Origin of the sequence: Nostoc sp. ChiQUE02 (assembly GCF_034531305.2) — a bacterium.
GTDB lineage: Bacteria > Cyanobacteriota > Cyanobacteriia > Cyanobacteriales > Nostocaceae > Nostoc.
This window is the reverse complement of sequence record NZ_JAVRBN020000012.1, coordinates 19,505-43,608: the sequence shown is the minus strand read 5'-3', so window position 1 is coordinate 43,608 and position 24,104 is coordinate 19,505. Positions and strand designations below refer to the sequence as shown.

The 24,104-nt window shown below is 43.1% G+C and carries 21 protein-coding genes and 1 pseudogene; 11 read left to right on the top strand and 11 right to left on the bottom strand.

Translation table 11 applies throughout. The annotated features are described in order from the left end of the window. Positions 1 to 127 precede the first annotated feature (127 nt). Entirely contained in the window at positions 128 to 793 is a 666-nt protein-coding gene (locus RM347_RS14865; protein WP_322716715.1) for a LuxR C-terminal-related transcriptional regulator, read from the bottom strand. Between the two features lie 270 nt (positions 794 to 1,063). Here RM347_RS14865 and RM347_RS14860 point away from each other — a divergent pair, with 270 nt between their 5' ends. Both RM347_RS14860 and RM347_RS14855 read left to right on the top strand, forming a co-directional pair. Beyond that, positions 1,064 to 1,897 carry a sulfurtransferase gene (locus RM347_RS14860; protein ID WP_322716716.1) on the top strand — a complete coding sequence of 278 codons (834 nt, stop codon included), beginning with the start codon at positions 1,064 to 1,066 and terminating at the stop codon, positions 1,895 to 1,897. A gap of 161 nt (positions 1,898 to 2,058) precedes the next feature. Next, complete coding sequence (locus tag RM347_RS14855; protein ID WP_322716717.1) at positions 2,059 to 3,183, top strand: site-2 protease family protein; 1,125 nt, start codon at positions 2,059 to 2,061, stop codon at positions 3,181 to 3,183. 78 nt (positions 3,184 to 3,261) lie between these two features. Here the strand turns inward: RM347_RS14855 and RM347_RS14850 are convergent, their stop codons facing one another. From RM347_RS14850 to RM347_RS14820, 7 genes are all read right to left on the bottom strand, one after another. Continuing rightward, positions 3,262 to 3,456 (bottom strand): hypothetical protein, encoded by a 195-nt coding sequence (locus RM347_RS14850; RefSeq protein WP_322716718.1) that lies wholly within the window; start codon positions 3,454 to 3,456, stop codon positions 3,262 to 3,264. A gap of 24 nt (positions 3,457 to 3,480) precedes the next feature. Then, positions 3,481 to 4,236: a choice-of-anchor K domain-containing protein gene (locus RM347_RS14845; RefSeq protein ID WP_322716719.1), complete on the bottom strand. Its 756-nt coding sequence runs from the start codon at positions 4,234 to 4,236 to the stop codon at positions 3,481 to 3,483. Positions 4,237 to 4,719: 483 nt separating this feature from the next. Continuing rightward, complete coding sequence (locus RM347_RS14840; protein ID WP_322716720.1) at positions 4,720 to 6,933, bottom strand: tetratricopeptide repeat protein; 2,214 nt, start codon at positions 6,931 to 6,933, stop codon at positions 4,720 to 4,722. A gap of 263 nt (positions 6,934 to 7,196) precedes the next feature. Further along, a complete protein-coding gene (psb34, locus tag RM347_RS14835) occupies positions 7,197 to 7,376 on the bottom strand; it encodes a photosystem II assembly protein Psb34 (RefSeq protein WP_322716721.1) in 180 nt (59 codons plus the stop codon). Between the two features lie 209 nt (positions 7,377 to 7,585). Further along, on the bottom strand, positions 7,586 to 9,604 hold the full coding sequence (gene thiO, locus RM347_RS14830) for a glycine oxidase ThiO (protein WP_322716722.1): 2,019 nt from the start codon (positions 9,602 to 9,604) through the stop codon (positions 7,586 to 7,588). A gap of 119 nt (positions 9,605 to 9,723) precedes the next feature. Next, positions 9,724 to 10,119, bottom strand: coding sequence for a hypothetical protein (locus RM347_RS14825; protein WP_322716723.1), 396 nt, complete (start codon positions 10,117 to 10,119; stop codon positions 9,724 to 9,726). 16 nt (positions 10,120 to 10,135) lie between these two features. Continuing rightward, the gene (locus tag RM347_RS14820) at positions 10,136 to 10,474 is read right to left on the bottom strand and encodes a 2Fe-2S iron-sulfur cluster-binding protein (RefSeq protein WP_322716724.1); all 339 of its coding nucleotides are present in this window, start codon (positions 10,472 to 10,474) and stop codon (positions 10,136 to 10,138) included. Positions 10,475 to 10,549: 75 nt separating this feature from the next. On the opposite strand from RM347_RS14820, the gene cimA reads away from it, so the two are divergent. Together cimA and RM347_RS14810 are read left to right on the top strand one after the other, a co-directional pair. Continuing rightward, positions 10,550 to 12,211 (top strand): citramalate synthase, encoded by a 1,662-nt coding sequence (cimA, locus tag RM347_RS14815; RefSeq protein ID WP_322716725.1) that lies wholly within the window; start codon positions 10,550 to 10,552, stop codon positions 12,209 to 12,211. A 225-nt stretch (positions 12,212 to 12,436) separates the two neighbouring features. Next, complete coding sequence (locus tag RM347_RS14810) at positions 12,437 to 12,994, top strand: exonuclease (protein WP_322716726.1); 558 nt, start codon at positions 12,437 to 12,439, stop codon at positions 12,992 to 12,994. Between the two features lie 129 nt (positions 12,995 to 13,123). Here the strand turns inward: RM347_RS14810 and RM347_RS14805 are convergent, their stop codons facing one another. Further along, complete coding sequence (locus tag RM347_RS14805) at positions 13,124 to 14,449, bottom strand: hypothetical protein (protein WP_322716727.1); 1,326 nt, start codon at positions 14,447 to 14,449, stop codon at positions 13,124 to 13,126. Between the two features lie 541 nt (positions 14,450 to 14,990). On the opposite strand from RM347_RS14805, the pseudogene RM347_RS14800 reads away from it, so the two are divergent. From RM347_RS14800 to RM347_RS14775, 6 genes and pseudogenes are all read left to right on the top strand, one after another. Beyond that, positions 14,991 to 15,260: pseudogene (locus tag RM347_RS14800) on the top strand (IS701 family transposase); the annotation flags it as partial. A gap of 725 nt (positions 15,261 to 15,985) precedes the next feature. Continuing rightward, positions 15,986 to 16,246: a hypothetical protein gene (locus RM347_RS14795; RefSeq protein WP_322716728.1), complete on the top strand. Its 261-nt coding sequence runs from the start codon at positions 15,986 to 15,988 to the stop codon at positions 16,244 to 16,246. Positions 16,247 to 16,383: 137 nt separating this feature from the next. Continuing rightward, positions 16,384 to 16,821, top strand: a complete 438-nt coding sequence (locus RM347_RS14790) for a nitrogen fixation protein (RefSeq protein WP_322716729.1) — start codon at positions 16,384 to 16,386, stop codon at positions 16,819 to 16,821. Positions 16,822 to 16,831: 10 nt separating this feature from the next. Then, the gene (locus tag RM347_RS14785; RefSeq protein ID WP_322716730.1) at positions 16,832 to 17,224 is read left to right on the top strand and encodes a Nif11-like leader peptide family natural product precursor; all 393 of its coding nucleotides are present in this window, start codon (positions 16,832 to 16,834) and stop codon (positions 17,222 to 17,224) included. 78 nt (positions 17,225 to 17,302) lie between these two features. Further along, a complete protein-coding gene (locus tag RM347_RS14780; RefSeq protein ID WP_322716731.1) occupies positions 17,303 to 18,556 on the top strand; it encodes a nif11-class peptide radical SAM maturase 3 in 1,254 nt (417 codons plus the stop codon). A gap of 20 nt (positions 18,557 to 18,576) precedes the next feature. Then, a complete protein-coding gene (locus tag RM347_RS14775; RefSeq protein ID WP_322716732.1) occupies positions 18,577 to 18,843 on the top strand; it encodes a hypothetical protein in 267 nt (88 codons plus the stop codon). A 709-nt stretch (positions 18,844 to 19,552) separates the two neighbouring features. Here the strand turns inward: RM347_RS14775 and RM347_RS14770 are convergent. Beyond that, complete coding sequence (locus tag RM347_RS14770; RefSeq protein ID WP_196522570.1) at positions 19,553 to 19,786, bottom strand: hypothetical protein; 234 nt, start codon at positions 19,784 to 19,786, stop codon at positions 19,553 to 19,555. Positions 19,787 to 19,947: 161 nt separating this feature from the next. On the opposite strand from RM347_RS14770, the gene RM347_RS14765 reads away from it, so the two are divergent. Further along, positions 19,948 to 22,155: an NAD(P)/FAD-dependent oxidoreductase gene (locus tag RM347_RS14765; protein ID WP_322716733.1), complete on the top strand. Its 2,208-nt coding sequence runs from the start codon at positions 19,948 to 19,950 to the stop codon at positions 22,153 to 22,155. Positions 22,156 to 22,191: 36 nt separating this feature from the next. Here the strand turns inward: RM347_RS14765 and RM347_RS14760 are convergent, their stop codons facing one another. Continuing rightward, entirely contained in the window at positions 22,192 to 23,739 is a 1,548-nt protein-coding gene (locus RM347_RS14760; protein ID WP_322716751.1) for a hypothetical protein, read from the bottom strand. Positions 23,740 to 24,104: the final 365 nt, after the last annotated feature.

The following is a 24,104-nucleotide window of genomic DNA, read 5'->3' as shown; positions in this document are numbered from 1 at the left end:
GATGTCTCAGTCAGAAAGCCACCCCCCCCTGATAACGTTTCACTTTAATTTTGATAGAAATGGTTAACAGGGGGTGGGGGGAGATGAAGAGAGAAATCCGGGATTAATGAGGCGAATAACAGGTTATTTATTTTGAAACTGTGGAAAGCTTCGCAACCATGTGAGCACGAGATGAAACCTCAAGCTTGCGAAACATCCTTTTTAAGGCTTGCTTGACAGAGTTTTCGGTAATCCAAAGTTCAGCACTAATTTCTGCATTAGTTTGTCCTTGAGCCACCAAGGAAGCAATTTGCATTTCACGGGGCGTTAAACGCTCTGTCTGTAATAGTAGTGGTTGTTGCAATCGCGCCATTGCTACCCAAGTAGAAAGATGCAGACAAAGCGCACTTAAATCTGTGAGATTCTGTGAGTCGAATGCAGGCATTCCTTGCTTACGCGTAAAACCTACCACGCCTACTAACTGACCATTGCTGACAATTGGCCCTGCCATAACATGCCAGTGGTCAGCACGAGGACAAATCAACTGCCATGTCTTAGGCTCCACTACCAAAGCTTCATGAACAGGCGCATGGCGTTCTACCAAGTAGCGCACAACTGGATTGTATTGGGGTGATAATGCAATTTCCAGTGCTTTTTGAATATTGCGGTCAATTAGAGAAATTTGAGCAAAGAAAAACAGCCCACATCGTGTAGCTGAAAAATACTCACTCATTTCTGCGGATATGTGCGATCGCAATGTCTGTTCATCTTCAGCTTGAGCAATTGCATGAAATAGAGCTTGTAAGGCAATCATGATTGGCAAAGTGTACCCTTTCGAGGTCTAGGCGCAGTATAGCAACCAGACCTATCTTAGCTTTAGTCACATCAAACCGCTTCTCGGAGTCATTAGTCACTTTTTCCTTTAGCAGCCTTCCACCCACTTATCGGCTTTTCTTTATTTTCTATTTCCACAACCCTAGTTCATCGGACATCGCACATCGTATTTCCCAACCACAACCAAAACTAAATCCGAAGAGGAAACACAACTTTCAATTCTTTTGACGCTATTACAGGAGAAATATAAATGTCTCAATACACTCATCCATCCGTTCTCGTTGATACCCAGTGGCTAGCAGATCATCTCAACGATCCAAACGTCCGCATTATCGAAGTTGATATGAGTCCAGAGCCGTACAAAAATGCTCACATACCTGGTGCTATTTTCTGGAACATCTTTACAGACTTACTATTGCCCGATTTGAAGATGAATTTGGATGCGCGAGCTTTTGAAAGGCTGATGGCACATTCAGGCATCACCAATGACACAACAGTGATTCCTTATGGTAGTTATCCTGGAACAGGAGCCTGGATTTTCTGGTTGTTGAAAGTCTTTGGTCATGAAAATGTACGAGTTCTCAATGGCGGCTACCAAAAATGGAAGTCAGAAGGTCGTCCGCTGGCAACTGAGTTATCTACATTTCCTGGCACTAATTACCAAGCCAAAACTCCTGATACTCATCTGCGAGTATTACATAATGAAGTTCAGGCATCGATTGGTAGAAGCGATCGCGTGTTGTTGGATGTCCGAACGCTTCAAGAATACTGTGGTGAGTGGTTTTTCGATCAGCCACCAAAAGAAGATGAACGTACTGGACATATTCCAGGTGCAGTGCATCTTGAGCATATCTTAACTCTCAACGAGGATAGAACTTTTAAATCATTCAACGAATTGAAAAATCTTTATAACAGTAAGGGCATTACGGCTGATAAGGAAGTGTTTCCTTACTGTGCCATCGGTGGGCGTTCTGGATATACCTGGTTTGTCTTGAAGTATTTATTGGGCTATCCGAATGTTCGGAATTACGATGGCTCTTGGAATGAGTGGAGTCACCTGCCTGATGTAGCTATCGAAAGGTAGTGAGAATTACTTGAATGCTGCCAATATTACCAATAACCGCACCTTTACAGACGGACACCACTACCGTCACAAAGATTAAAATATCTTAACCTTTCGTTACACTAAAGACATCGAGAAGAACGAAAGCAAACCTCTCGAAGCTGAAATCAAAGGTGAACGACATGAATGACACAATTCGCGTTGGTAATCTCTTCGGAATTCCCTTCTATATCCATCCGTCATGGTTTTTAGTTCTGGGTTTAGTGACTTGGAGCTATAGCAGTGGACTGGCGGCGCAATTTCCCCAATTGTCTGCGGGATTAGCTTTGCTACTAGGATTGATGACAGCGCTGATGTTATTTGCCTCTGTCGTCGCTCATGAATTAGGCCACAGTTTTGTTGCGATTCGTCAGGGAATTGATGTCAAATCTATTACTCTGTTTATATTTGGCGGTTTGGCTAGCTTAGAAAAAGAGTCAAAAACCCCAGGTGAAGCTTTTTGGGTAGCGATCGCAGGGCCAATAGTAAGTTTACTACTGTGCGGTATCGTTACAGCTATTGGTGTTACTACTACTGCATCAGGGCCGTTAGCTGCAATTCTTGGTGTTCTAGCTTCTGTTAACTTGGCATTAGCCCTGTTTAACCTTATTCCTGGTTTGCCTTTAGATGGTGGAAATATACTGAAAGCCATCGTCTGGAAAATTACAGGTAATCCTTATAAAGGTGTGACTTTCGCTAGTCGAGTTGGGCAAATCTTTGGTTGGGTAGCAATTCTTTCTGGTCTACTTCCCCTACTATTATTTGGCAGCTTCGGTAACTTCTGGAACTTGTTAGTTGGCTTCTTCTTGTTGCAAAATGCTGGTAATGCGGCTCAATTTGCCAGAGTGCAAGAAAAACTCACAGGTTTAACAGCCGAGGATGCTGTAACTCATGACAGCCCGATTGTGTCTGGTAATCTTAGCCTAAGAGAGTTTGCCGATGAGCGAGTCATAAGTGGACAAAACTGGCATCGGTTCTTAGTGACTGATGATGATGGACAATTAGTAGGTGCGATCGCTGTTGATAATTTGCGAACCATCCCAATAGCACTGTGGTCAGAAACTCAAGTCAGAGAAGTCATGCGACCAATTACCGAATCCACCACAGTCAAATCCGATCAACCTCTGCTGGAAGTCATGCAGTTACTCGAACAACAAAAGCTATCTGTGCTCCCCGTGATTCGTGAGAATGGCGTCCTAGTTGGAATCTTAGAAAAAACTGCAATTATCCAGCTACTTCAAAGCCGAACCCAACCTAACCCCGCATAATTGTCTAAAAAACGGCAAACCCTTGTAGAGACGCGATTGATCGCGTCTCTACATTTTTATCGCCCAAATTCAAATAAATTATCTAATAGACCTGCCTTGAAAATAAGGCAGGTCTAATCTTGTGGGGTGAGCATCTTGCCAATTATGCAAGTTAAAGGTGGAAAAGCCGATCGCAGATGGGAGAAGGGGAGATGCTACGCTTTCTAGAAATGAGGTTTCACCGCGTCCTGCTTCAATTAATATCTCTGCGGTGAGAGCGTGTTTGAGCAACATGGGGGATAAACAGAAACAGCTGTTCTAACCGCCAAAGCTCTTAGTATTTCTTCTCCAAGAATTTTTACGAAATATCAGGTATATACCTAGCAAAGATAGACCGACTACTGGCGCTGGTTCGGGTACAGTTTTGATTTTGGCATAAATAGCTGTTCTAGTTGTGGCTCCTTCAAAAGCTTTAACACCTGTCTGGCGAATATCTGGATTAAAACCAGTTAGCTCAAGCGTATATTTATTGTCTTCAAAGGTGAAACTACGATTACTCAAATTTGTGTCTATAAATACAAAATCTGCACTCTTTTCGGAATCTGTTGCGTCATTAGCTGTATTTTCTAGACGCAAATCGAAGTCAAAAACCTGGCTGATTCCAACAGGAGGGCTGAAGGATACATTGAGATTTAAAGGTACAAATTTGACGCTTGTACCTTCAAGTACCGAACCATTAAAGTAACTTAAATCAGCTACTTTGAATACAGAGTTAATGTCCGCAGAAAATGAAGTTCCGTTAAAGGTCAGTTTATTTGAGCCTGTTATTTCACACCCACTAGGAGTATTTGAACTTGGTGGGCACACATTAGGATTACCCCAAGTAAATATGTTGCTTCCCACACCTGTATATATGGGATTGGTATTAGTGCTTCCTGGAGTAGGTTCTCCCCATATACCACTAGAGATGCCAGTAAAAGCTAGAGCATGTGCTTGACCAGAGAAACCAAATCCTGTAGTCGCACTCACAAAAAAACTAGATATAGCAGTCGCAAAAACAAAACTTAGTTTCATAATTTAGGTTTCAATTCTCATCCTGAAGCTTCTCTCAACTAGGTTTCTAGCCTACCTTAGTAAATTTACGGAAAATACGCCAATATCTTATTGTTTTTTTATCAAATATTTTTATATATTTCAAAATTTCTTTATGAAAAATTTATATTGATTGAGCTATGTTTATGGTTTGCTAAAAAGTCTTACTATTTTGTAATTTTTGAAAGAGTAATTGCAATTGCTACTCTACTTGCTCCCTTAATTAATTGCCAAGTTGATATCAAGTTATTTTTAACTCATCCCCGGCTACGAAAACATCGCTTATCTGACGACACGCTCCCGGTTCGCTGATTTTCTTGAATTGCCGTGGGGAAATCGAAGTCATTTGTTCTTACTAATGACTAAATCGGCGGACGGCTATCTCAAACACCCTTTAAAGGGATGGCATTCCCGCCGATTTTCTTTGACGAATATGATTCGTTGGTTGAATTCAAGGTATATGTTTTATAACTTTGACAAAATCTCTGGCAACAACTGACTAGGAACTTTAGATAAAGCCAGATTTTGTCCCTGTATACCTAACTCATTATGAAAAGCACGAATAGTTTTCACTACATAAGTGAAGGTTGTTTGATAAATCTCTGCTTGTTTACTTAATCCGTTTAAGGCTTGCAAATGGTTATCTAATGCTATTTCTAAGTGTTGAGAACGTGTTGCTTTGTCGCCATTAAAAGACTTATCTATTACTAGCTGATAATGGGCTAGTCCCAGGTTATTATAAGAGGCAAGCAAATCAAAACTTAAAGAAGTACCGCTAAGTGAGTGAGCCAAGGCTATAGCTTCTTCGTAAGCACTAATACATAGTTGCAGATACTTTTGCCGTACCTGTTTAGTTGCCTGAGATAGGTTTGCTAGATGCCAGTAGGCAGTACCTAGATTATTTTGTGTAGCGGCGCAGGCACTGGGAACATTAGCTGGAGTGCGGTACTTGAGAGCTTCGCTATAAACATCTATGGCTAGCTGGAGATTTTGGACAGGTTGTTCGTATTGTGCCAGATTCCAGCAGGCTGTGCCTATGTTATTTTGAATCATCCCATACTTGAGCGGTTCCTCTTCGGGGTTGTAGTATACAAGTGCTTCCTTGTAAGCTGCGATCGCTTTCTTTAAATGCACAATCGGTTGGTTGTATTGCCCTAGATGCCAGTATGCAGTACCCAAATTGTTCTGGCAAGCCGCATACTTTAATGAATCCATATCGGCTGTACGGTAGCTGAGTGCTTCATTGTAAGCCAAAATTGCTTGCTGCCAATTTTCAGATGGGTGAGAAAAACGAGCTAAATCACCATAAGCCGTCCCCAAATTATTTTGCACACGAGCGTAAGTTTCTGGATGTATCTGGGGTGAAATCATCTTTAACGCCAACTCATAAAATTCTATTGCCTGCTCTATATAAGTTTGTCCTTCCTCAGAATTGGGTGGCGTGCGGTATAGCATCCAGTAGAGTGTACCCAAATCATTCAAGATATCTGGGAGTTGCGGTGAGTTTTCGTCATAGCTAATTGCTTCCTGATAGGCAATAATTGCCACCATCAGGTTTTCTAGGGTTGACTCTCCTTGCTCAATGCGAAGACGGTATAACGTGCCCAAGCGATGATAAGCCTCTGCCAGTATCTCCCCTGGAACTTGCTTTTCGTGTAATTCTTCAATCTCCAACAAAATCTGCTGCGGTTGTAAGTAATTTTCAGTAATTTGAGAATTATTTGTGTTAATTGTTGCTATTACTAGCTCCGTTAACTCGCTGCTAATATAAGATAAAGACGACAGCGATTGATTATTACTCCCACTACCAGACCTATTAGTAGATTCCTGCTGTTGTGGCGCAGCCTTCAATAAATCCGCTGTTGACGGCGAAACTTCCTGGGTTTTATGTACGCCATTCCCTTGTATCTCTGCTGGAAAATCGGAATTATTCTCAAAGTTTAACCCGGTGGCTGCGGTTCTGAGTTCTGCGTGGTTAACTGATTCATCTAGAATCGACTGCTCAATATTACCTAAATCCAAACTTCTAGAACGTGAAAAACGTTCTGGATAGCCCGAATTCTGAGTTGCTGGTGTGGGTTCTCCGGCAAACACAAATACACCAGTACGAGAACGCCAAAACTGTGGTGCTGATTGCTTGATAGCAGATAACCAAGGACGTGGTATCCACAACAGCAAATTAGATTCTAGGAATCGGCTGGATTCTTGTGTAGAGAAATATTCTTCGCTCAAGCGGAGATAGTGCAAAAATAAACGCTGTGTTGCGACTGGTTGCTTGGTAAGATGCTCCACCCCTACAATCTGAAATGCTGGTACTGGAAAAGGTCTTCCAGGGGTGTCTTTTGATGCCCCAACAATTGGTGGTGGATAATTAGCCAACCATTGATTAATCTGAACTATGGGATTGGGATCGTTTAAATTTAAACGCAACGTGACTAATCTTGGATAAGCTGGAGTGCTATTTTCCTGAGCATTTGATGACTGATATAGCACCTGTCCTACAGGATAAGCCAATGTAGAATGCAAACGAGCTGCTACCTGATTTCTTAAGTGTAAATTATCACATACAGCTAAAAAAAGTTGTCGTCGTAAGCCAAGACTTAGGGCAAGTTTCAGGCGGTGGTATACTTGCCGATTCCAAGTAGAATTATTGTTGTGTGCAGTATCATTCACGCTCATAGCGGCTAAAGAGCCAAAACACAGTATGTATCACCTTTCTGGGTGCATCCAAGTAGGTTAAACTCATAATAAAAATTATTTTTAAGTAGATATTGTGCTCTCAGGGTTAACTGAGCCTTTAGGTCTACTAGAAATAATAAAGTATGTAATTATACTTTAATTGCTAATTCAATTTTAACAAAAAATAAAAAAGCAGGCCCCTCTTAAAGATCGGAACCTGAAAAACTATAAAAAAGTTGAAATTTTATTAAAATGTGTTACGTTCAAGTGCTTTTAGAAACAAAGAAGGCGACTAGAATCAAGCCGGCAACCAAAGCTGTAGCAGCGATTCCTAGTAAGATGTAAGTTCGTTTTTGCCCTTCCGTGGGAGGTTCTGCTTGATAAATCTTTGGTTCTCGGGCAAAATTATTCAGAAGACCGCCTTCTTCATTCGTATAGGGCATGAATTAATTCCTTTATCTTTATCGTTAATTTAATGTTACATAAATGCTAAATCCGCTCTTAAACTGCTAGACAAATCGTTACATTGGGCATTGGGCATTTAAAAGAGGCAGAGGGGCACACTTCGGCTGCGCTCAGGGGGCAGGGGGCAGAGGGGAAAACTCTTCTCTCTTTCTCCTTGCTCCCTGCTCCCCTGCTTCTTCCCCATTCTCTAACTAGTAATCGTCCCAGTTAGAGGTGAACTAGGACTGGCGTAATCTTTGATGGGCATCCTGCCAGCAAGGTATGCTAGACGACCGGCAACTGTTGCTAAATTCATGGCACGAGCCATTGCTGCTGGGTTCGGAGAAAGAGCGATCGCACTATTAATCAACAAGGCATCTGCTCCCAATTCCATTGCCTGGGCGGCTTCTGAGGGCGAACCAATACCAGCATCTACCACCACTGGCACACCTGCATTTTCGATGATGATTTGGATATTGGCAGTTGTTTTTAGCCCTTGTCCAGAACCAATTGGCGATGCCAAAGGCATTACCGTAGCACAGCCTACTTCTTCTAAACGCTTGGCTAACATGGGGTCAGCGTTAATATAGGGCAATACTGCAAAGCCTTCTTTAACTAGTTGTTCTGCGGCTTGCAGTGTCCCAATTGGATCTGGGAGTAAATATTTAAGATCGGGTATTACTTCTAACTTGACAAAATTATTGTCTTCCTGCCCCAATAATTTCGCCATTTCTCGCCCCAAACGCGCCACCCGAATCGCCTCTTCAGCAGTTTGACAACCTGCGGTATTGGGCAACATCCAGATTTTCGTCCAATCCAAGGCTTCAGCTAAACCTTCATGTCCGGGGGCCTTGGTTTGTACCCGTCGTACTGCCACAGTAACAATCTGACAATCACTGGCGGCAACGCTTTGCTGCATTTCCTCAATGCTACGATACTTACCAGTTCCCGTCATCAAGCGGGATTGGAAGGTTTTACCAGCGATAATTAGGGGTGAGTCTTGAGTCGGGAGTGGTGGCTGCTGTGGCAATATGGCAGGGCGATGCCCGTTGGAGAAATTGGCAGAGTGAGTCAGCATTGGGGTGGAGGTAGATGGCTTAGACTGGAAGCGCGAATAGTGAAAATCAGCAAGTAGGGGGTCAGACTTTTGTTCCAAGATTAAATCGGCAATCAATGCAGCGGTTACGGGGGCAAGTAGAATCCCGTTGCGGTAATGACCAGTAGCAAGGGTTAAATTTTGACAGTAGCTAGTGCCAAGGATAGGTAACTCATCAGGGGTGGCTGGGCGAAATCCCCACCAGAATTCCTGGATGGGATAATGCTTTAGTTGAGGATACAGCCGGATGGCAGCTTGTAGTAATGTTTGAATGCCTTCTGGAGTGTTGTCGGGGATGAAGCCAACGTCTTCGCTTGTTGCCCCAATAATTAGGCGATCGCGTCTTGGTACGATGTAAATATCCTGTCCAAACAAAACCCGCTTCAAGGGCAATTCCGGCGCAAATTCTGGTATCCGCACACTCAGCATTTGTCCTTTTCTGGGGCGCACGGGTAGTGGTAACAATTCATTTGACCAAGCACCTGAAGCTAAAACATAGTGCGCGGCACGAATTATTCCAGCATTGGTTTGGACACCAACCACTTGTCCTTGCTGCTGTAAAAATGCTTCTACTGTAATGCCGTCTTTGAGTTCAACGCCAACAGACTCAGCCGCTGTCCACAATACATGAGCTAGAGCCTTATTATCAACTTGTGCGTCTTCAGGATACCACCAGCCACCAACTACCTCTGCTCCCAATCCTGGCTGATATTGATGAATTGCCTCTTTGTTTAACCAGTAAGCCGGGGATGAGGGAGAAGAGGAGGAAAAACTTTCCCCTCTGCTCCTCTGCTCCTCTGCTCCCCCTGCTCCCCTGCCCCCCTGCCTCCCTGCCTCTTCAAAAAAGGGTGCGAGGATACCGCAAGGCCAGTAGCCAGTATTTAAGCCGGTCAGGTCTTCTAATTTGCGCGTCCAGTCGGGATATAAAGTACGCGATCGCCAACACAAGGAACGCATTGCCCCATTAGGGATGTTTTCCGCATCTGGTGCTAACATCCCAGCGGCGGCGTGGGTAGCGGCAGCCTGAAAGTCACGACAAAGCACGGTGACGTGTGTCCCGCGCAGTTTTAGTTCAATGGCGATCGCTAAACCGATAACGCCGCCACCAATAATTACAGTCTCACTAGTCATTAGTCATTAGTCATTAGTCATCTATCATTAGCCATTTATCATTAGTACATAACTAATAACTCATAACTAATAACTCATAACTTATAACTTATAACTCGTAACTAAAGACGGATCTATCGTTACCACAAGGCGCGAATTGGTTCGTTGCCTTGATTTGTATTGCTGGATGTATTTGTATCTGAAGAATCTGTATTGCTGTCTGTTGTACTGTCAGCAGGTGATGTTGAGTCATCGGAAGGATTCTGGGCAACGCTACTCCTGTTGTCAGGTCTTGGGGCTACAATACTGCGCCTAGTTTCGTTTGTTTCAGTTGTTTCATTGCCTTCAGTTGCAGTTTCTTCATTTTTGCTGCCAGCACTGCTATTAACATTGATATTAGCTGGGAGAACTTTTGCTGCTTTGCCACCGGGAGCGTTAGCGCTTTGTACGCCCATAGGAAAGTTGATGCCTAGTAATGTACCAAGCAGAATGGCCAAACCTCCAGCCATCAAAATTAAGGGTGTCCATCTACCCATCTTGTCTTACTCCTTTTTAACCTTTAGGTGTCCACACTATTCGAGAACCTTGTCCCCAAAATCCATCAAACTTTGTCACTTTCACATCGCCTAAAACCTGAGTTTGACAGGCTAAACGTAAGTCTGTTGTAGGAGAATGGGGAGGAAGCGAACGCCGTGCTCGATCGCGCCAATTCGCTGCTGATACTTCGCCCTCTACCTTAACCGCACAGGTTCCACAACTGCCAATGCCTCGACAGTTTATTACCTTAGCACCGTCATTGTAGAGGTGAATACTATTTTGCAGCAAAATTTTTCGGAGATTGCTTCCCTGTTCGCAATCAATTGTTTTACCTTCAGCTAGTACCTTAGGCATTTTTAAATTGCCAAACTGGCTTTTTGTTGTATATTGACACATTGCCTCGAAAGTTGTCTCGTCGGTCCCAGTTTTATGACCACAAATTCCTCACCTCAACTTTGGCTCTATGACACTACACTACGGGATGGCACTCAGCGCGAGGGGCTATCAGTATCGATAGAAGATAAGTTACGCATTGCCCGTAGACTCGATCAACTGGGAATTCCCTTCATTGAAGGCGGTTGGCCTGGTGCCAATCCCAAGGATGTACAATTTTTCTGGCAACTCCAAGAAGATCCGCTAAAACTTGCTGAAATTGTTGCTTTTTGTTCGACTCGACGCCCCAACTCCACTGCCGCAACTGAACCGATGCTACAGGATATTTTGGCTGCCGGAACTCGCTGGGTAACGATTTTTGGGAAGTCTTGGGATTTACATGTCACAACAGGCCTCAAGACGACATTAGAAGAAAATTTGGCGATGATTCGGGACACAATTGAGTACCTCCGTTCTCAAGGGCGTCGCATTATCTACGATGCCGAACATTGGTTTGATGGCTACAAGCACAATCCAAATTATGCTTTACAGACATTAGAGGCTGCGATCGCATCTGGTGCTGAATGGCTAGTCCTGTGTGATACTAATGGCGGTACTTTGCCCCACGAAATTAGCCAAATTGTTCAAGATGTCAGTAGTCATTTGTCATTGGTCATTAGTCAAGAAACAATGACGAAGGACAAAGGACAAAGGACAATTCCCCAAATTGGAATTCATACTCATAACGATTCAGAAATGGCGGTTGCTAACGCAATAGCCGCCGTGATGGCAGGGGCAAAGATGGTACAGGGCACAATTAACGGTTACGGTGAACGTTGCGGTAATGCTAATCTCTGTTCGTTAATTCCCAATTTACAACTAAAGGCGGGTTACAGTTGTATCACAGAAGACCAGCTCACACAACTTACAGAAGCTAGTCGTTTTGTTAGTGAGGTGGTCAATCTTGCGCCAGATGAACACGCTCCCTTTGTGGGACGTTCGGCTTTTGCCCACAAGGGCGGTATTCATGTATCAGCGGTGGAACGTAATCCCCTAACTTACGAACACATTCAGCCGGAACAAGTCGGGAATCGTCGCCGCATCGTGATTTCTGAACAGTCTGGACTCAGCAATGTTTTAGCCAAAGCCCGCAGTTTTGGCATTGAACTCGATCAGCTAAAGGCGGAGGCCAAGCAAATTCTCCAGCGCCTCAAAGACTTGGAGAGTGAAGGATTTCAATTTGAAGCAGCAGAGGCAAGTTTTGCACTGTTGATGCACGAAGCTTTGGGAGGTCGCCAGAAGTTTTTTGAAGTCAAAGGTTTTCAAGTCCACTGTGACTTGATTGAGGGGAAAGAAACTAGCAATGCCTTAGCTACAGTCAAAGTCGCTGTTGACGGGAAAAATATTTTGGAGGCGGCGGAAGGTAACGGCCCCGTGGCAGCTTTGGATGCAGCTTTACGCAAGGCTTTGGTGAATTTTTATCCCCAAATAGCAACCTTTGATTTGACAGATTACAAAGTGCGGATTCTCAACGGACATACGGGCACTGCGGCGAAAACCCGTGTGTTGGTAGAATCAGGCAATGGTCGTCAACGCTGGACAACGGTTGGGGTTTCCACCAATATTTTGGAGGCTTCTTATCAAGCGGTGGTGGAGGGCTTGGAATATGGTTTGTTGTTGCACTCCCAAGCAGAAGCAGCGGTGAAAGCTTCTAGTTGACAAAAATGCTATGTAGTGTAGCAACCTTTTACGCTTTTCGATGAGAAGGGGAGGCGATCGCCAAAGTGCGATCGCCTCTTGCCATTTAGTAACACTTTTATGCTTGAATTGTTAACCCAGCTTGCTTTTCGCAGTTTTTAGGTCGGTTGCTACTCGCTAGGCATAACGACAAAAACCCCTGTGTTGATAAAATCAGGCAATGATGAAAGATAGGCAGGATTAAAGGTGACAATCGAAATCTACGTTAGCACCGATATAGAAACGGATGGCCCTATCCCAGGACCCCACTCCATGCTTAGTCTTGCCTCAGCTGCGTATACCGCAGACAAACAATTGGTTGCGACTTTTACAGCTAATTTAGAAACCTTGCCAGGGGCACAAGGACACCCCAAAACTATGAAATGGTGGTCAGAACAGCCAACCGCCTGGGCAGCCAGTAGAGCCAACCCGCAGCCCCCTGTGGAGGTCATGCAGTCTTACCACTCCTGGCTTGTGGCATTGCCAGGTAAACCAATCTTCGTTGGCTATCCAGCCGCTTTTGACTTTATGTTTGTCTACTGGTATTTGATAAACTTTGTCGGCGATAGCCCATTCGCCTTCTCGGCATTGGATATCCGATCGTATGCGATGGCATTTCTGAAACAAAACTACAGCGAATCAGGCAAGGACAATCTACCTGCTGCATGGTTAGAAAATCTTCCATTGGCGCACATTGCCTTGGATGATGCTATTCAACAAGGGAAGTTATTCTGCAATCTGTTGCAAGCAAATCTACGGCCTTAAGCAAGATAGCTATGCGATCGCATCTATAAGAAAGATGAAGATGATTATGTAATAGATTTCCGATAACGACGAATGAGGCTTCGTCGTTATCAAAAATCCCTCGCTGCTTTTAAAACCGAGGATCTAGCCCTATACCTGGAAACCGTCGATATAAGACTTAATCGTCGGTAACGCCGTCATTTTTTCATAGAAGAAATTGTTCACAATTTTCATCACCTCCGCCTGAGCTACATCTACTTCGGAATCGAGAGGAGTGCCAGGTTCTTGGCGGCACAGACTACGGTATAAGCGCAGTAGATGACGCACGATTTCCAACTCTTCTTCCCCCTCCAAGACCTTGACAACTGAGATGATCAGTTCATCCGTCTGATTGAGAATACTGTCGATATCAAAGACAGTGCTCTTGTCCCTGGCTTCTTGGACAGTTCGCACTAGCGCATGGACTTGATAGAGCAGCGCCGCAGGTTCATCGAACAACTCACGCAGAAAAGCCGCTTCTTCATAACGCCCATTCAGCCGGAAAATGTTGTACAGACGCTTGGCTGCTTTACCGTAATTGAGTTTATCGCCTTTGACACATTTTTTGACTTCCTTTTCCAATTGCACCACATAATCATCCATGACATCAGTGGAGACCTGCTTCACCAGCTTGGAAAAGATTGGGGCTGATTCAGCATCTAAGTAAACCTCCTGGAAGTAGCCGTCCAGATAGCCGTCTAGTGGAGTGATGACACCATCTGGTGCTTCCCAGGTGACATCCAACATATTACTGGCATTGGACAACTGACCGCGTATCGTGTCGGCGATCACCCAATCTAGCTTGCACCAACCTGAGTCTTGTGCTACAGAATCCCAGGTGATGACGACAGGATTGCCTTTTGCGTCGATCGCTTCGATCTGACCAGCAACAATATCATTGGGTAGCCAGCTAATTGGTGAACCAACACGCATAGTTTGTTCTCCCCGAATCACCTCTTGGGGGTAGCTACCAAACTTCAACTCAATTAACTGGTAATTGGGACCGGACAAGCTGTTGAGCGCTTTCTCGCGCATTATTTTAGCAAGAATCTCGCAGGCTTCGGTGCGAGTAGGTGCAATGATATTCACTCGCTCGAAGTAGTCACAGTCACCGGGATAGGTTTGAATCTTGGATTGAGCCGCTGAACCAGAGAGCGCCAATGCAGTTTCCACAACACCAGGGATGTCGTCAAATTCTACGATTTTGCCAATGGCGCGAAACCGTGCCAGTTGTTGCGGATCGAAATCCAACATGGTGACTTTGTGCCCAAATACACCTGTGTCTTTATCCACCACAATATCGCTGTCGCCTGTCGCCTCGGTGATGGAATTCATCCAGCGTTCCAATTCTTGCTCATTGAGTTGAACCCCTAAGCGATTAGCAGATTCCACGATGCGGTTACGTGCATCTAGGGTTTGATCCTGTGCTTTTGTCATAGTTTATTATTTACTTGATTTTTGTGATTATACTTTATAGATTATTCCGATTAAATTTATTTTTGTGCTCGTAATTGAAGAAAAATGATTGAGTATTAAGTTTGATAATAATGTGGTTTTCTCATAGCAATTCATGAGCCAAAAACGCCTATAAACCCTACCAGTAAAGGATTATATAGGAATTACTTACTCAATATTTATTTTATCTGTATGTCAATTAAATAGTTTTAAAGGAAGAAAAATAGCTTGGAAAAATATCGTTACACTTTAGACTGATTTTCTCCCTAATGCTAGCCCAAAAAATTAAGTGGCAGTTGATAGGTGGTAATCTTCAGAATAAATAGTAGCTAGTAGGTAGAAATAAAGTTAACTATTTAAGTTTGCCATTTGTTCTTTGTCATTATTGATTACTAAGGGTTTTAAACTTATTTACTTTTGGTAATATAGTTGTATTTATTTCCACTTATCCCTCTTCTGTCACTTTCCGGGTATTCTGAATAAAAGAATCAAAAGAAAAAACTCTCTTCAGGTAAGCAGGGCAATGGATGTAGAATTACAAATCCTAAAACATTTGGCGAGAGACGCTCACCCAACAGTTGCGATCGTAGATGAATATTGTGCAGAGTATAAAGACTTATTTAAAGAAGTAAGGAATTATGAGTGCTTCAAATATTTACACATGGGGATAATATCAACGATAAAACGAAAATCGTTACCAGAGATAGCAAAGGTAGTGAGCATAAATTCGGCACAGTCACTACACCATTTTTTAGCAAATTCAGATAGTCACATAGATGTCCTGCGCGATCGCACTTCCTATGTCTTTGCGTTGATTTCTGTAGCGGCTGCCGTTGACATAGCAGGCGATTGTTGATCGGGTCAATAACTTAAAAAAGTCTCGCCGTTTTCTATAATTTGATGAAAACCCTACACTTTTTGTAAGAATGATTATTATTTTCTACGGTTATTTTATTTTATGCAAGTCTTTTAAATTTAGTATCCTTAAACTCAAATGGTATTAGATAGGCTATTTTTTTCAACAACATTTTTATCCAACAATGGGTTGGTGAAATCATGTGTGTTTGCCCTTATTAGAGAAGTTATCTGTTAACGTTAACACTGAAACAGTGGGAAAGGTGAAAACTTAAAAAGTAGGAAAAGTGGGAAAAGTAGGAAAGGTAGGAACATTTTAATTTACAACAAAATAATAGAATTTTAGTGTTAATATTTTATGAAACCTTAAAGGTTGTTTAGAAAGTCGTAAAGTATATTAAAAACCTCTCTCCAAACCTCTCCCGTTAAAGGAGAGAGGCTTTTAAACCCTCATTCTCTCGCAGTGAGCTAGGGGGGTTAAATTACCAATGTTTTGATGTTAGTAATAATACTTTCTAAACATCCTCTAAGCAGGGTGTGGCGAAGTAAATAAAGCATTTATTGAGAGTTTTGTCTTCAAGATATTATGCGATTGTTTTACTTTGTCATACTCCAGAATGACCAGTAAACTCAAAACAAAATTAGTGAGTGGGAATAATCAAGATGAAAAGAGAAAACAGAAAGTACAACAATCAAACTGAAATTCATGATTTGATTGATGAAGCTGTAAACAATGCGCTAGCACGTAGAAATAAAATTCAAGATGCAAGCGAAGGTTTATCAAGTTTATCTGATGAAGAAGCGGCAAATATTGTAGGTGGTAAAACTCAACCTGCGATCGCAGGTTTTAAACCTGTTCCTTCTAAACCTGTTTGTCCTCCTCCAATAATCGTGGGACTGGTTGCAACAGATATTAAAGCTTAGATATTGACAGGACTTACGCAAAATATGTCGTAACTAGCAGTAATTCATGAATTACCGCTACGGAATAATAGGCTTTTCAATTATTTTTGCGTAAGTCCTGATTGAGTAAAAAATCATCTTCGCTAAAGCTTCAAATCATGGAAATTCCTGCTGATAAGACTATACTATGTCCTAGTGCTAGACCAGAACTGGCAGACAGTATAGTCTTTGGTCTAGTTGGCGGAAAAGTGACCCAAGCGCGTGTAACTTATCTCAAGCAGCCACTACCTGTTACAGATGAACTGTTAGCAAAAGCTAGCCCAGTTACACCCACTGAAATTTTTCGCACTGCTGCCCCTTGTGCATCAAAAGATTGTCAGCATTTTGACGGTAAAGATTGTCGTCTAGCAACGAGAGTTGCAGAAAAATTACCTGCTGTAGTAGAAGAACTTCCTCCCTGTTCTATACGAAGAGATTGCCGTTGGTGGCAACAAGAAGGCAAAGCAGCTTGTCTGCGTTGTCCGCAAGTCATAACTGACAATTACAATCCATCTGAGTTAATGAATGAAGTTGCTCTACCTGAAGTAGTTACTTAAGGAGAAAATTATGTCTCTTGAAAATGTCAGAGCTTTCTATGAAAAGCTAGTTAATGATCAAGCTTTTCGCACTCAAATGCAACAAGTTGAAAGCAAGGATGAATCTACCAGACTAGTCAAAGAAGCTGGTTATGATTTCACTCCAGAAGAATTTGAAGAATATACAGCTCAATTATTAGAGTCAAATGCTGATGATGGTGAAATCAGACATTTAAATGACCAAGAACTAGAAGCTGTTTTTGGCGGCGCTGCTTCATTAATTGATAATGAGCCGATAGTTCGACCATTGTATGGGGTTGTTGAGCAGCCACATGAGAAACCATGTAAGAAACCACGTCAGAAATGGCCACCTATTCATCCTCAACCTGTGTATGGAATTCCGACTAATGAACAAGCAATTTAGAGCTATAAGTTAAGATTTTCGGGACGGATAACAAAAAAGCCGTCCCTCTTTAAATAAGCTGAATAGAGGATATTTTTAATGAGCGATCGCAGAATTAGCTATGCAGTTTGGGAAATTACCTTAAAATGCAATCTTGCCTGTCAGCACTGTGGTTCTCGTGCAGGCCATACAAGGGCAAAAGAACTGTCTACAGCAGAAGCCCTCGATCTAGTCAAACAAATGGCAGACGTTGGCATTACCGAAGTTACTTTGATTGGTGGTGAAGCTTTTCTGCGTCCAGATTGGTTGGAAATTGCCCAAGCCATTAATCAAGCGGGAATGCTCTGTGGTATGACTACTGGTGGTTATGGCATCACCCTAGAAACAGCACGCCGAATGAAAGAAGCTGGAATTCAAGTAGTTTCTGTTTCCGTTGATGGACTAGAAACCACTCACGATCGCCTCCGGGGTAGACAAGGCTCTTGGCAATGGGCATTTAAAACCATGAGTCATCTCAAACAAGTAGGTATCGCATTTGGTTGCAATACTCAAATTAATCGGCTCTCTGCACCAGAATTTCCCAGTATCTACGAACATATCCGCGATGCCGGAATCTTCGCTTGGCAGATTCAATTGACTGTACCAATGGGAAATGCCGCAGATAACAACGAAATTCTCCTGCAACCTTATGAATTACTAGATATCTATCCGATGATTGCTCGTGTTGCCGAACGCGCACAGCAAGAAGGAATTAAGCTTCAGCCAGGGAATAATATTGGCTACTTCGGCCCCTACGAGCGATTTTTGCGTGGCGGGAGTGCTTGGTCGTTTTGGCAAGGATGCAATGCCGGACTCTCGACATTAGGAATTGAGGCTGATGGTGCGATTAAAGGTTGTCCTTCGCTGCCAACTTCAGCCTATACAGGTGGGAACATCCGTGACTACTCTTTGCGAACCATCATCGAAGAGACAAAAGAACTGCGTTTCAATCTGGGGGCTGGGACACCCAAAGGTACGGAACATTTGTGGGGTTTCTGCAAAACTTGTGAATTTGCAGAACTATGTCGAGGTGGTTGCAGTTGGACTGCACACGTATTTTTTGACAAGCGAGGTAACAATCCTTACTGTCATCATCGCGCTCTCACACAAGCTAAACGTGGTATTAGAGAACGAGTATTCCTCAAGAATCAAGCCGAGGGCAAACCTTTTGATAATGGTGAATTTGCTTTGATTGAAGAACCAATTGATGCTCTCTGGCCAGAAAATGATTCACTACACTTTACTGCTAATAGCATTCAATGGTCAGAAAGTTGGCAGCAGAAGCCAGAATCATATCAATTCGTACATTCGTAATTCGTAATTAAGACGGTCAGATGGATAATAACTCTAGCTTTACCGAAAATAATCTAGTTTCTGATCCCACAAATGGCAATTTAAAGTTATCACCAGATGAATCTCCAAGCCAAGTAGATGCTACAAAGTTTCTCTTGCCTCGTTCAGCATGGAGTAGTCAAGTAGCGTATTTAAGAGTACTTTTTAGAGCAAAAAAAGCTTTAGATCGCATAGAACAAGAAACAAAATATGAATATAGCGTTCTAGAACATCCTGTTCATCAACCTTTAAAATGGATTAATAAATAATACAAATCAGTTTTTTACTTAGTATAAGTTTTACTTAATTAACTTTCAATGATTCATGAAAAAGAATCTTAACCTAAACAACTTGGGAAAAGAAAAAATCTGATGATGCATTACGAACTTGAATATAACTTTTGGTGTTTAACCACCCTTTAGCCCAATACGCTTGGGTTAAGGAAATTATCTGTTGAGGCAGGTAGAGGGTACAGGGAAAGAGAAAAAAGCTTATCTGAACTGTATTGCCTTTTAGCCTACATTCCGTAGGTTTTTCATGTTAACTAGATAATATTTTTGGCAAGGAGTACTAAGAAACTGAAGAAGCCATCGTCCTTCATCAGTAAGATTAGCAATGTGTTTAGCGCCGATGATCGTTACCAGATGAATCGACATGAAACATTGAAATTCCAACCCTTCGATTTACTCGAAAAAACTGGCTTATCTGGCAACTCATCCAGAAGGCTGACCGTTTTGAGTAATTCATCCTTAGGCTGGCTTTGACGCATCTGATTAAGTTTCTAGTGCCCAGTGCTGATATGGTTAAGTTAGTGGCTTCTGTGCTGTAAATGCAAAAATAGCAACCCAATTGCCAATTCCAGACATGTTATTCCTATACCTAAAATGCGTAGGCGCAGCCCGCCGCAGGCATCGCCAATCTTTAGGTGCAGAACTAAAAATCTAATGCTGCGACAAAAACTTCATTTTATACAAGGTTTTAGGAGAACTTTTCCCAAGATTGGGCAACTAATTGGCTCAACCAGCGACGTTGTTGCTGATCCAGCAGTGGATCATCTGCTAGCAACTGAGCGGTTAATTCTTCTAAAGATTGACCCTGAGCGCGGACAATTTTAATAACTCCAGCGATCGCACTGGCAACTAGTTCTTCATCAATCGGCTGTTGTCGTAGGGCAACAATTTCTTGGGGACTGTCTGGAATGGGATAATTCATGGCGTGGGTTTACAAGTTTTACAAAATGAACAATAAATTTGACAACATCTTAAAATTTCTTCACTGAATCTTTACGAAAGTAATAGGGCGGAGTTTACCTTACTTTGTGCCTTCATAAAATCTGTCTTAGTGAGTAGATTTATCGGAGATGTCAGGAAAAGATGAGAGAAATCCTTTATTTAGAAGTTCCAACTCCGGATATAGCAACTGTGCGTAGCTGGTTACAAACAGATTTTGAACCCGGAAATGGAGAAAAAGTGCCTACATCGGAAGGCTTTCGCCTTAAAATACCCAGTGCTACTACAGCTGCTGGGGTGGCTCTTTCCGAAAACTTGCCTACGGAACTTTCTGTATTTGTCTGGTCAGTGCAACGAACTACCTATTTAAAAGTGTTTCGTTGGGCAGAACAACCCTTTCCCAATGAGGGGCAAATCCTGCAACGCCTGACCAAAGAAATCAGAAGCCGTTTTCCGCATCATTACCCAGAACCGCCAGCAATTGATTTATCCCAGCAATCGATTTTTGCAGCACTAGGCTCTGTTTACCCCCTCACCGTCAAATATTTTCAGAAAATGCCCAACGGCGAATACGATCTAACTCGTGCCTATTGGTGGGAACAACGATGGCGCGAAGGAGTACGGAATCCGCAGCAGCCGCGTCAAGTTGTGTTTTCTGGTAAAGAGGACAGGGGAAGAGGTATAGGAGCAGGGGGAGCAAGGAGTAAGGAGCAAGGAGCAGGGAGCAGGGAGCAGGGGGAAAATTTCTCTCCTCTGCACCCTGCACCCTGCCCCCCTGCCTCATCCTCCTCATCCGCGACTTATGACATCATCTACATCGGTGGCGCACTAGGGGCGATCCATGCCGCAGTCATGGCAAAACTAGGATATAAAGTCCTGCTGGTGGAACGAATGCCCTTTGGACGGATGAACCGAGAATGGAATATTTCCCGTGATGAGATTCAAAGCTTAGTTAACCTGGGTTTAGTCACCCCCGCTGAGTTAGAAACCATCATTGCCAGGGAATACAAAGACGGATTCAATAAGTTTTTTGATGCTAATAATCCATCCAAATTGCGATCGCCCGTTCTCCACACACCCACAGTCCTGAATTTAGGCTTAGATTCCGAAAAATGGCTCCAAATGTGTGGGCAAAAATTGCAAGCGGCAGGCGGCGAAATCTGGGATGAAACAGAGTTTATCCGTGCAGATATTGATATATCACAAGTACTTCTGAAAGTCAAACACTTACCCAGTCAGATTGAGAAGCAAGTAAGTGGACGACTGCTAATAGATGCAATGGGAACTGCGTCCCCCATCGCTTGGCAATTAAATGGTGGTCGTGCTTTTGATAGTGTATGTCCGACGGTGGGAGCGGCAATTGAGAGCGGATTTGAGCCGGAGGTATGGGACTCCCAATATGGAGACGTTCTTTACAGTCATGGGGATATTTCGCGGGGAAGGCAGTTAATTTGGGAATTGTTTCCTGGAGCAGGTGATGAACTGACGATTTATTTATTTCATTACCACGAAGTCAATGCTGAAAATCCCGGTTCCTTGCTAGAGATGTACGAGGACTTTTTCACGATCTTGCCAGAGTATCGCAGGTGCGATATGGACAAATTGGTGTGGAAGAAACCGACATTTGGGTATATACCGGGGCATTTTAGTGTGGGAAGTAGCGATCGCACAGTCGCCTTTGATCGATTGATTGCGATCGGTGATGCCGCATCACTCCAGTCTCCCCTCGTCTTCACCGGTTTTGGTTCGCTAGTTCGCAACTTAGAGCGCTTAACATCGCTGTTGGATACTGCTCTCAAGCATGACTTGTTGAGTTTCCGACACTTGAACCAAATTCGTGCTTACCAAAGCAACGTTTCAGTAACTTGGCTATTTTCTAAAGGCATGATGGTGCCTACAGGAAAATTTTTACCCCCGCAGCGGATTAACTCCATGCTGAACACCTTTTTTGGGCTGTTAGCAGACGAACCCCAAGAAGTAGCAGATAACTTCATCAAAGATCGGTGTGATTGGTTAACCTTTAACCGCCTAGCACTTAAAGCAGCTAGAAAAAATCCTGCTTTGCTTTTATGGATTTGGGAACTTGCTGGGCCTAGAGATTTGCTCAGATGGCTTGGTAGTTATTTCAACTTCGGTCGTCATGCCCTGATCAGTGCTTTGCTGAGTCCGTGGTTCGGGCGCTTCTTGAACCGGGTAGGTTTTTGGCTGGAACCCCGGAATCCCGGCTTGTGGCTGTGGCTGTTAGCGATTAATTACGCGATCGCCACAGGCAAACCGCGATCGCGCTCTCAAATAGCAAAAGCCAACTCAGAAGCTATAATTCCGAAGTCAGAAGCAAGGATTCTTAATTAGTCATTAGTCATTAGTCATTAGACAAATGACAACTAACTATTGACTCTTGGGGCGAAAATTTGGCAGTTCCACAGATGCCAATGACTTACGCCCCTTCGGTGGACGCTGGGGATAAACCACCGGTGAGGGTGAATTACCATCATTGGTGTTATCACCTAATAACTCTGGGGACAAATCAGTTGCCGACAATTCCATCTGTGTCAATTGTGAAACTTCTGACCAGTAGTCTTCAGTTTCTCCAACAGGCGTCTCAGTGTGAGGTTGAGTGGAAGAAACTGGTAAGTTATTGGCTGGTGAGACTACAGAATCTATTGTCCAAGAAGTGGAGGTAGTTGCAGGGGGATTAATTTCTGCTTCCAACTGCTCCTCCTGTGGATTTTCTAATTCCTCATCGTCTTCTAAAATTGTTGCTAAAGTCTCCCAGATAGGCGCATCACCCTGATTACTATTCACATCCGTTTTCGCAGCCGATGGTGGTGATACAGATGTAGGCTGGGAGGTGAAAAACATTTGGATGAGACTATCTAATTGCTGATCTAAATTTGATGAACCCGAAGTTGAAACAACTTCAGGTGTATCTGGGGAATCCTCAATTTTTGGAGAGGGGCTGGGTTGTGTTGGTGTGTTTTTCTTAACTGACCAGTTCCAAGAAGATGATGCCGTCGGAGTCGGTTCATTTCTTTGGAATGGTATTGGTGCTGAGGGTTCGCCCCAAGAATTCTCTAGATCGTCACTCAAGGATTCTGGTTCTGCTGACCAAGGTTGAATTGGCTGTGCATTAGGAAACAAAGACCGAGCTTTTCTAGAGAATCTTCCTTGTCCACTAGTTATGTCTTTAGGATGTTTTGCAGTATCTTCTAGGGAGTCATAGCTAGGAACCGATGTATCTAAACATTTTTCCAGAGCTGCTTTAAATTGCAGCGTTTGGCGTTGTTGTCGCATCAGTCTAGTACGTAACTCCCGACAAACAGTTTCTGATTGCAATAGCTGCTGAGACTGTTCGTCGTTGTTAGTGTGTAGAAACGTACATTCTCGCTCTAACTGGGCAAGGCGTTGTTGGCTAATTTGTAGCTGTGCTTTATAAGTATCAATGAAAATTTCTTGGCGTTGAACAGTTTGTACAGCAGTTTCTAATTGTTGAAATAGAGACTTTATCTGTTCTTGAGCCGCAGCCAGTTCCTGAGTATGTTGGTTGAGCATCGACTCAGTAACGCTGGAACGCGTTTTCTGCCATTGCAAAACCTTTTCTGACTCAGCTAGGTTGTCTTTTAGCTGCTCCACTTGTTCATACAAGTTATTGTTAGCTGCACGCAATTCTTCGTTCAATGCCAGCAGGTTCTGAAACTCCGAGTCAATAAGTGCTTGTTTACCGCTTTCAGGCTCTGCAACCCAGTCCTGCTGGGTGGTATCTTTTGAAAATTGTGTATCTTCAGCCGGCATGAGAAGTGGCAGTTTTCTAACTGTCACATTGTCATTAGGCACAACTGAGTAAAAGGGACAACTCGCCTGCTCCGATTGTGGCGAATTAGCAGAATTTAGGGATTCCATCACAGCCCCCTTGTTTGAGGTGTCAGCTTCATTCATCACTCTTGACCCACCTGCTTAAAAATATTCAGCAGTGCTGGCATTAGCATTGCTTATTAACTCTGTCTAATCAGGGTTTGCTCTAGAAGCTAAGTTTAACTCTCTCCAAGCACCAGCAATTAATCATCAATTGATGTTCCCCATTTTGTATCTAGACTGATGCCGTTATAACACTATGATGCTCTTCCCCGTCAAGAAGAGGCGAAACGGGAACTTGGACCGCCTTTGGGGATAGGCAAGAAAGAGGAGAAACCCGATACTTAAAAACTAAACTGTATTGGCTGATGAAGTTTTTCTACATGAAAAAACTGCCTTAACCTATATTTTTTTAGTTAAAATCGCATCTATCTTAAGAGGTGAATTAT

What these genes read in the sequence shown, in the direction of transcription:
- psb34 (WP_322716721.1), bottom strand. Translation starts at nt 7,376, where the DNA reads ATGCCCTATACGAATGAAGAAGGCGGTCTTCTGAATAATTTTGCCCGA.
- RM347_RS14840 (WP_322716720.1), bottom strand. Translation starts at nt 6,933, where the DNA reads ATGAGCGTGAATGATACTGCACACAACAATAATTCTACTTGGAATCGG.
- RM347_RS14780 (WP_322716731.1), top strand. Translation starts at nt 17,303, where the DNA reads ATGAGCGATCGCAGAATTAGCTATGCAGTTTGGGAAATTACCTTAAAA.
- RM347_RS14855 (WP_322716717.1), top strand. Translation starts at nt 2,059, where the DNA reads ATGAATGACACAATTCGCGTTGGTAATCTCTTCGGAATTCCCTTCTAT.
- RM347_RS14760 (WP_322716751.1), bottom strand. Translation starts at nt 23,739, where the DNA reads ATGAATGAAGCTGACACCTCAAACAAGGGGGCTGTGATGGAATCCCTA.
- RM347_RS14765 (WP_322716733.1), top strand. Translation starts at nt 19,948, where the DNA reads ATGAGAGAAATCCTTTATTTAGAAGTTCCAACTCCGGATATAGCAACT.
- RM347_RS14795 (WP_322716728.1), top strand. Translation starts at nt 15,986, where the DNA reads ATGAAAAGAGAAAACAGAAAGTACAACAATCAAACTGAAATTCATGAT.
- RM347_RS14860 (WP_322716716.1), top strand. Translation starts at nt 1,064, where the DNA reads ATGTCTCAATACACTCATCCATCCGTTCTCGTTGATACCCAGTGGCTA.
- RM347_RS14805 (WP_322716727.1), bottom strand. Translation starts at nt 14,449, where the DNA reads ATGACAAAAGCACAGGATCAAACCCTAGATGCACGTAACCGCATCGTG.
- RM347_RS14850 (WP_322716718.1), bottom strand. Translation starts at nt 3,456, where the DNA reads ATGTTGCTCAAACACGCTCTCACCGCAGAGATATTAATTGAAGCAGGA.
- cimA (WP_322716725.1), top strand. Translation starts at nt 10,550, where the DNA reads ATGACCACAAATTCCTCACCTCAACTTTGGCTCTATGACACTACACTA.
- RM347_RS14845 (WP_322716719.1), bottom strand. Translation starts at nt 4,236, where the DNA reads ATGAAACTAAGTTTTGTTTTTGCGACTGCTATATCTAGTTTTTTTGTG.
- RM347_RS14770 (WP_196522570.1), bottom strand. Translation starts at nt 19,786, where the DNA reads ATGAATTATCCCATTCCAGACAGTCCCCAAGAAATTGTTGCCCTACGA.
- RM347_RS14865 (WP_322716715.1), bottom strand. Translation starts at nt 793, where the DNA reads ATGATTGCCTTACAAGCTCTATTTCATGCAATTGCTCAAGCTGAAGAT.
- RM347_RS14820 (WP_322716724.1), bottom strand. Translation starts at nt 10,474, where the DNA reads ATGCCTAAGGTACTAGCTGAAGGTAAAACAATTGATTGCGAACAGGGA.
- RM347_RS14785 (WP_322716730.1), top strand. Translation starts at nt 16,832, where the DNA reads ATGTCTCTTGAAAATGTCAGAGCTTTCTATGAAAAGCTAGTTAATGAT.
- RM347_RS14775 (WP_322716732.1), top strand. Translation starts at nt 18,577, where the DNA reads ATGGATAATAACTCTAGCTTTACCGAAAATAATCTAGTTTCTGATCCC.
- RM347_RS14790 (WP_322716729.1), top strand. Translation starts at nt 16,384, where the DNA reads ATGGAAATTCCTGCTGATAAGACTATACTATGTCCTAGTGCTAGACCA.
- thiO (WP_322716722.1), bottom strand. Translation starts at nt 9,604, where the DNA reads ATGACTAGTGAGACTGTAATTATTGGTGGCGGCGTTATCGGTTTAGCG.
- RM347_RS14825 (WP_322716723.1), bottom strand. Translation starts at nt 10,119, where the DNA reads ATGGGTAGATGGACACCCTTAATTTTGATGGCTGGAGGTTTGGCCATT.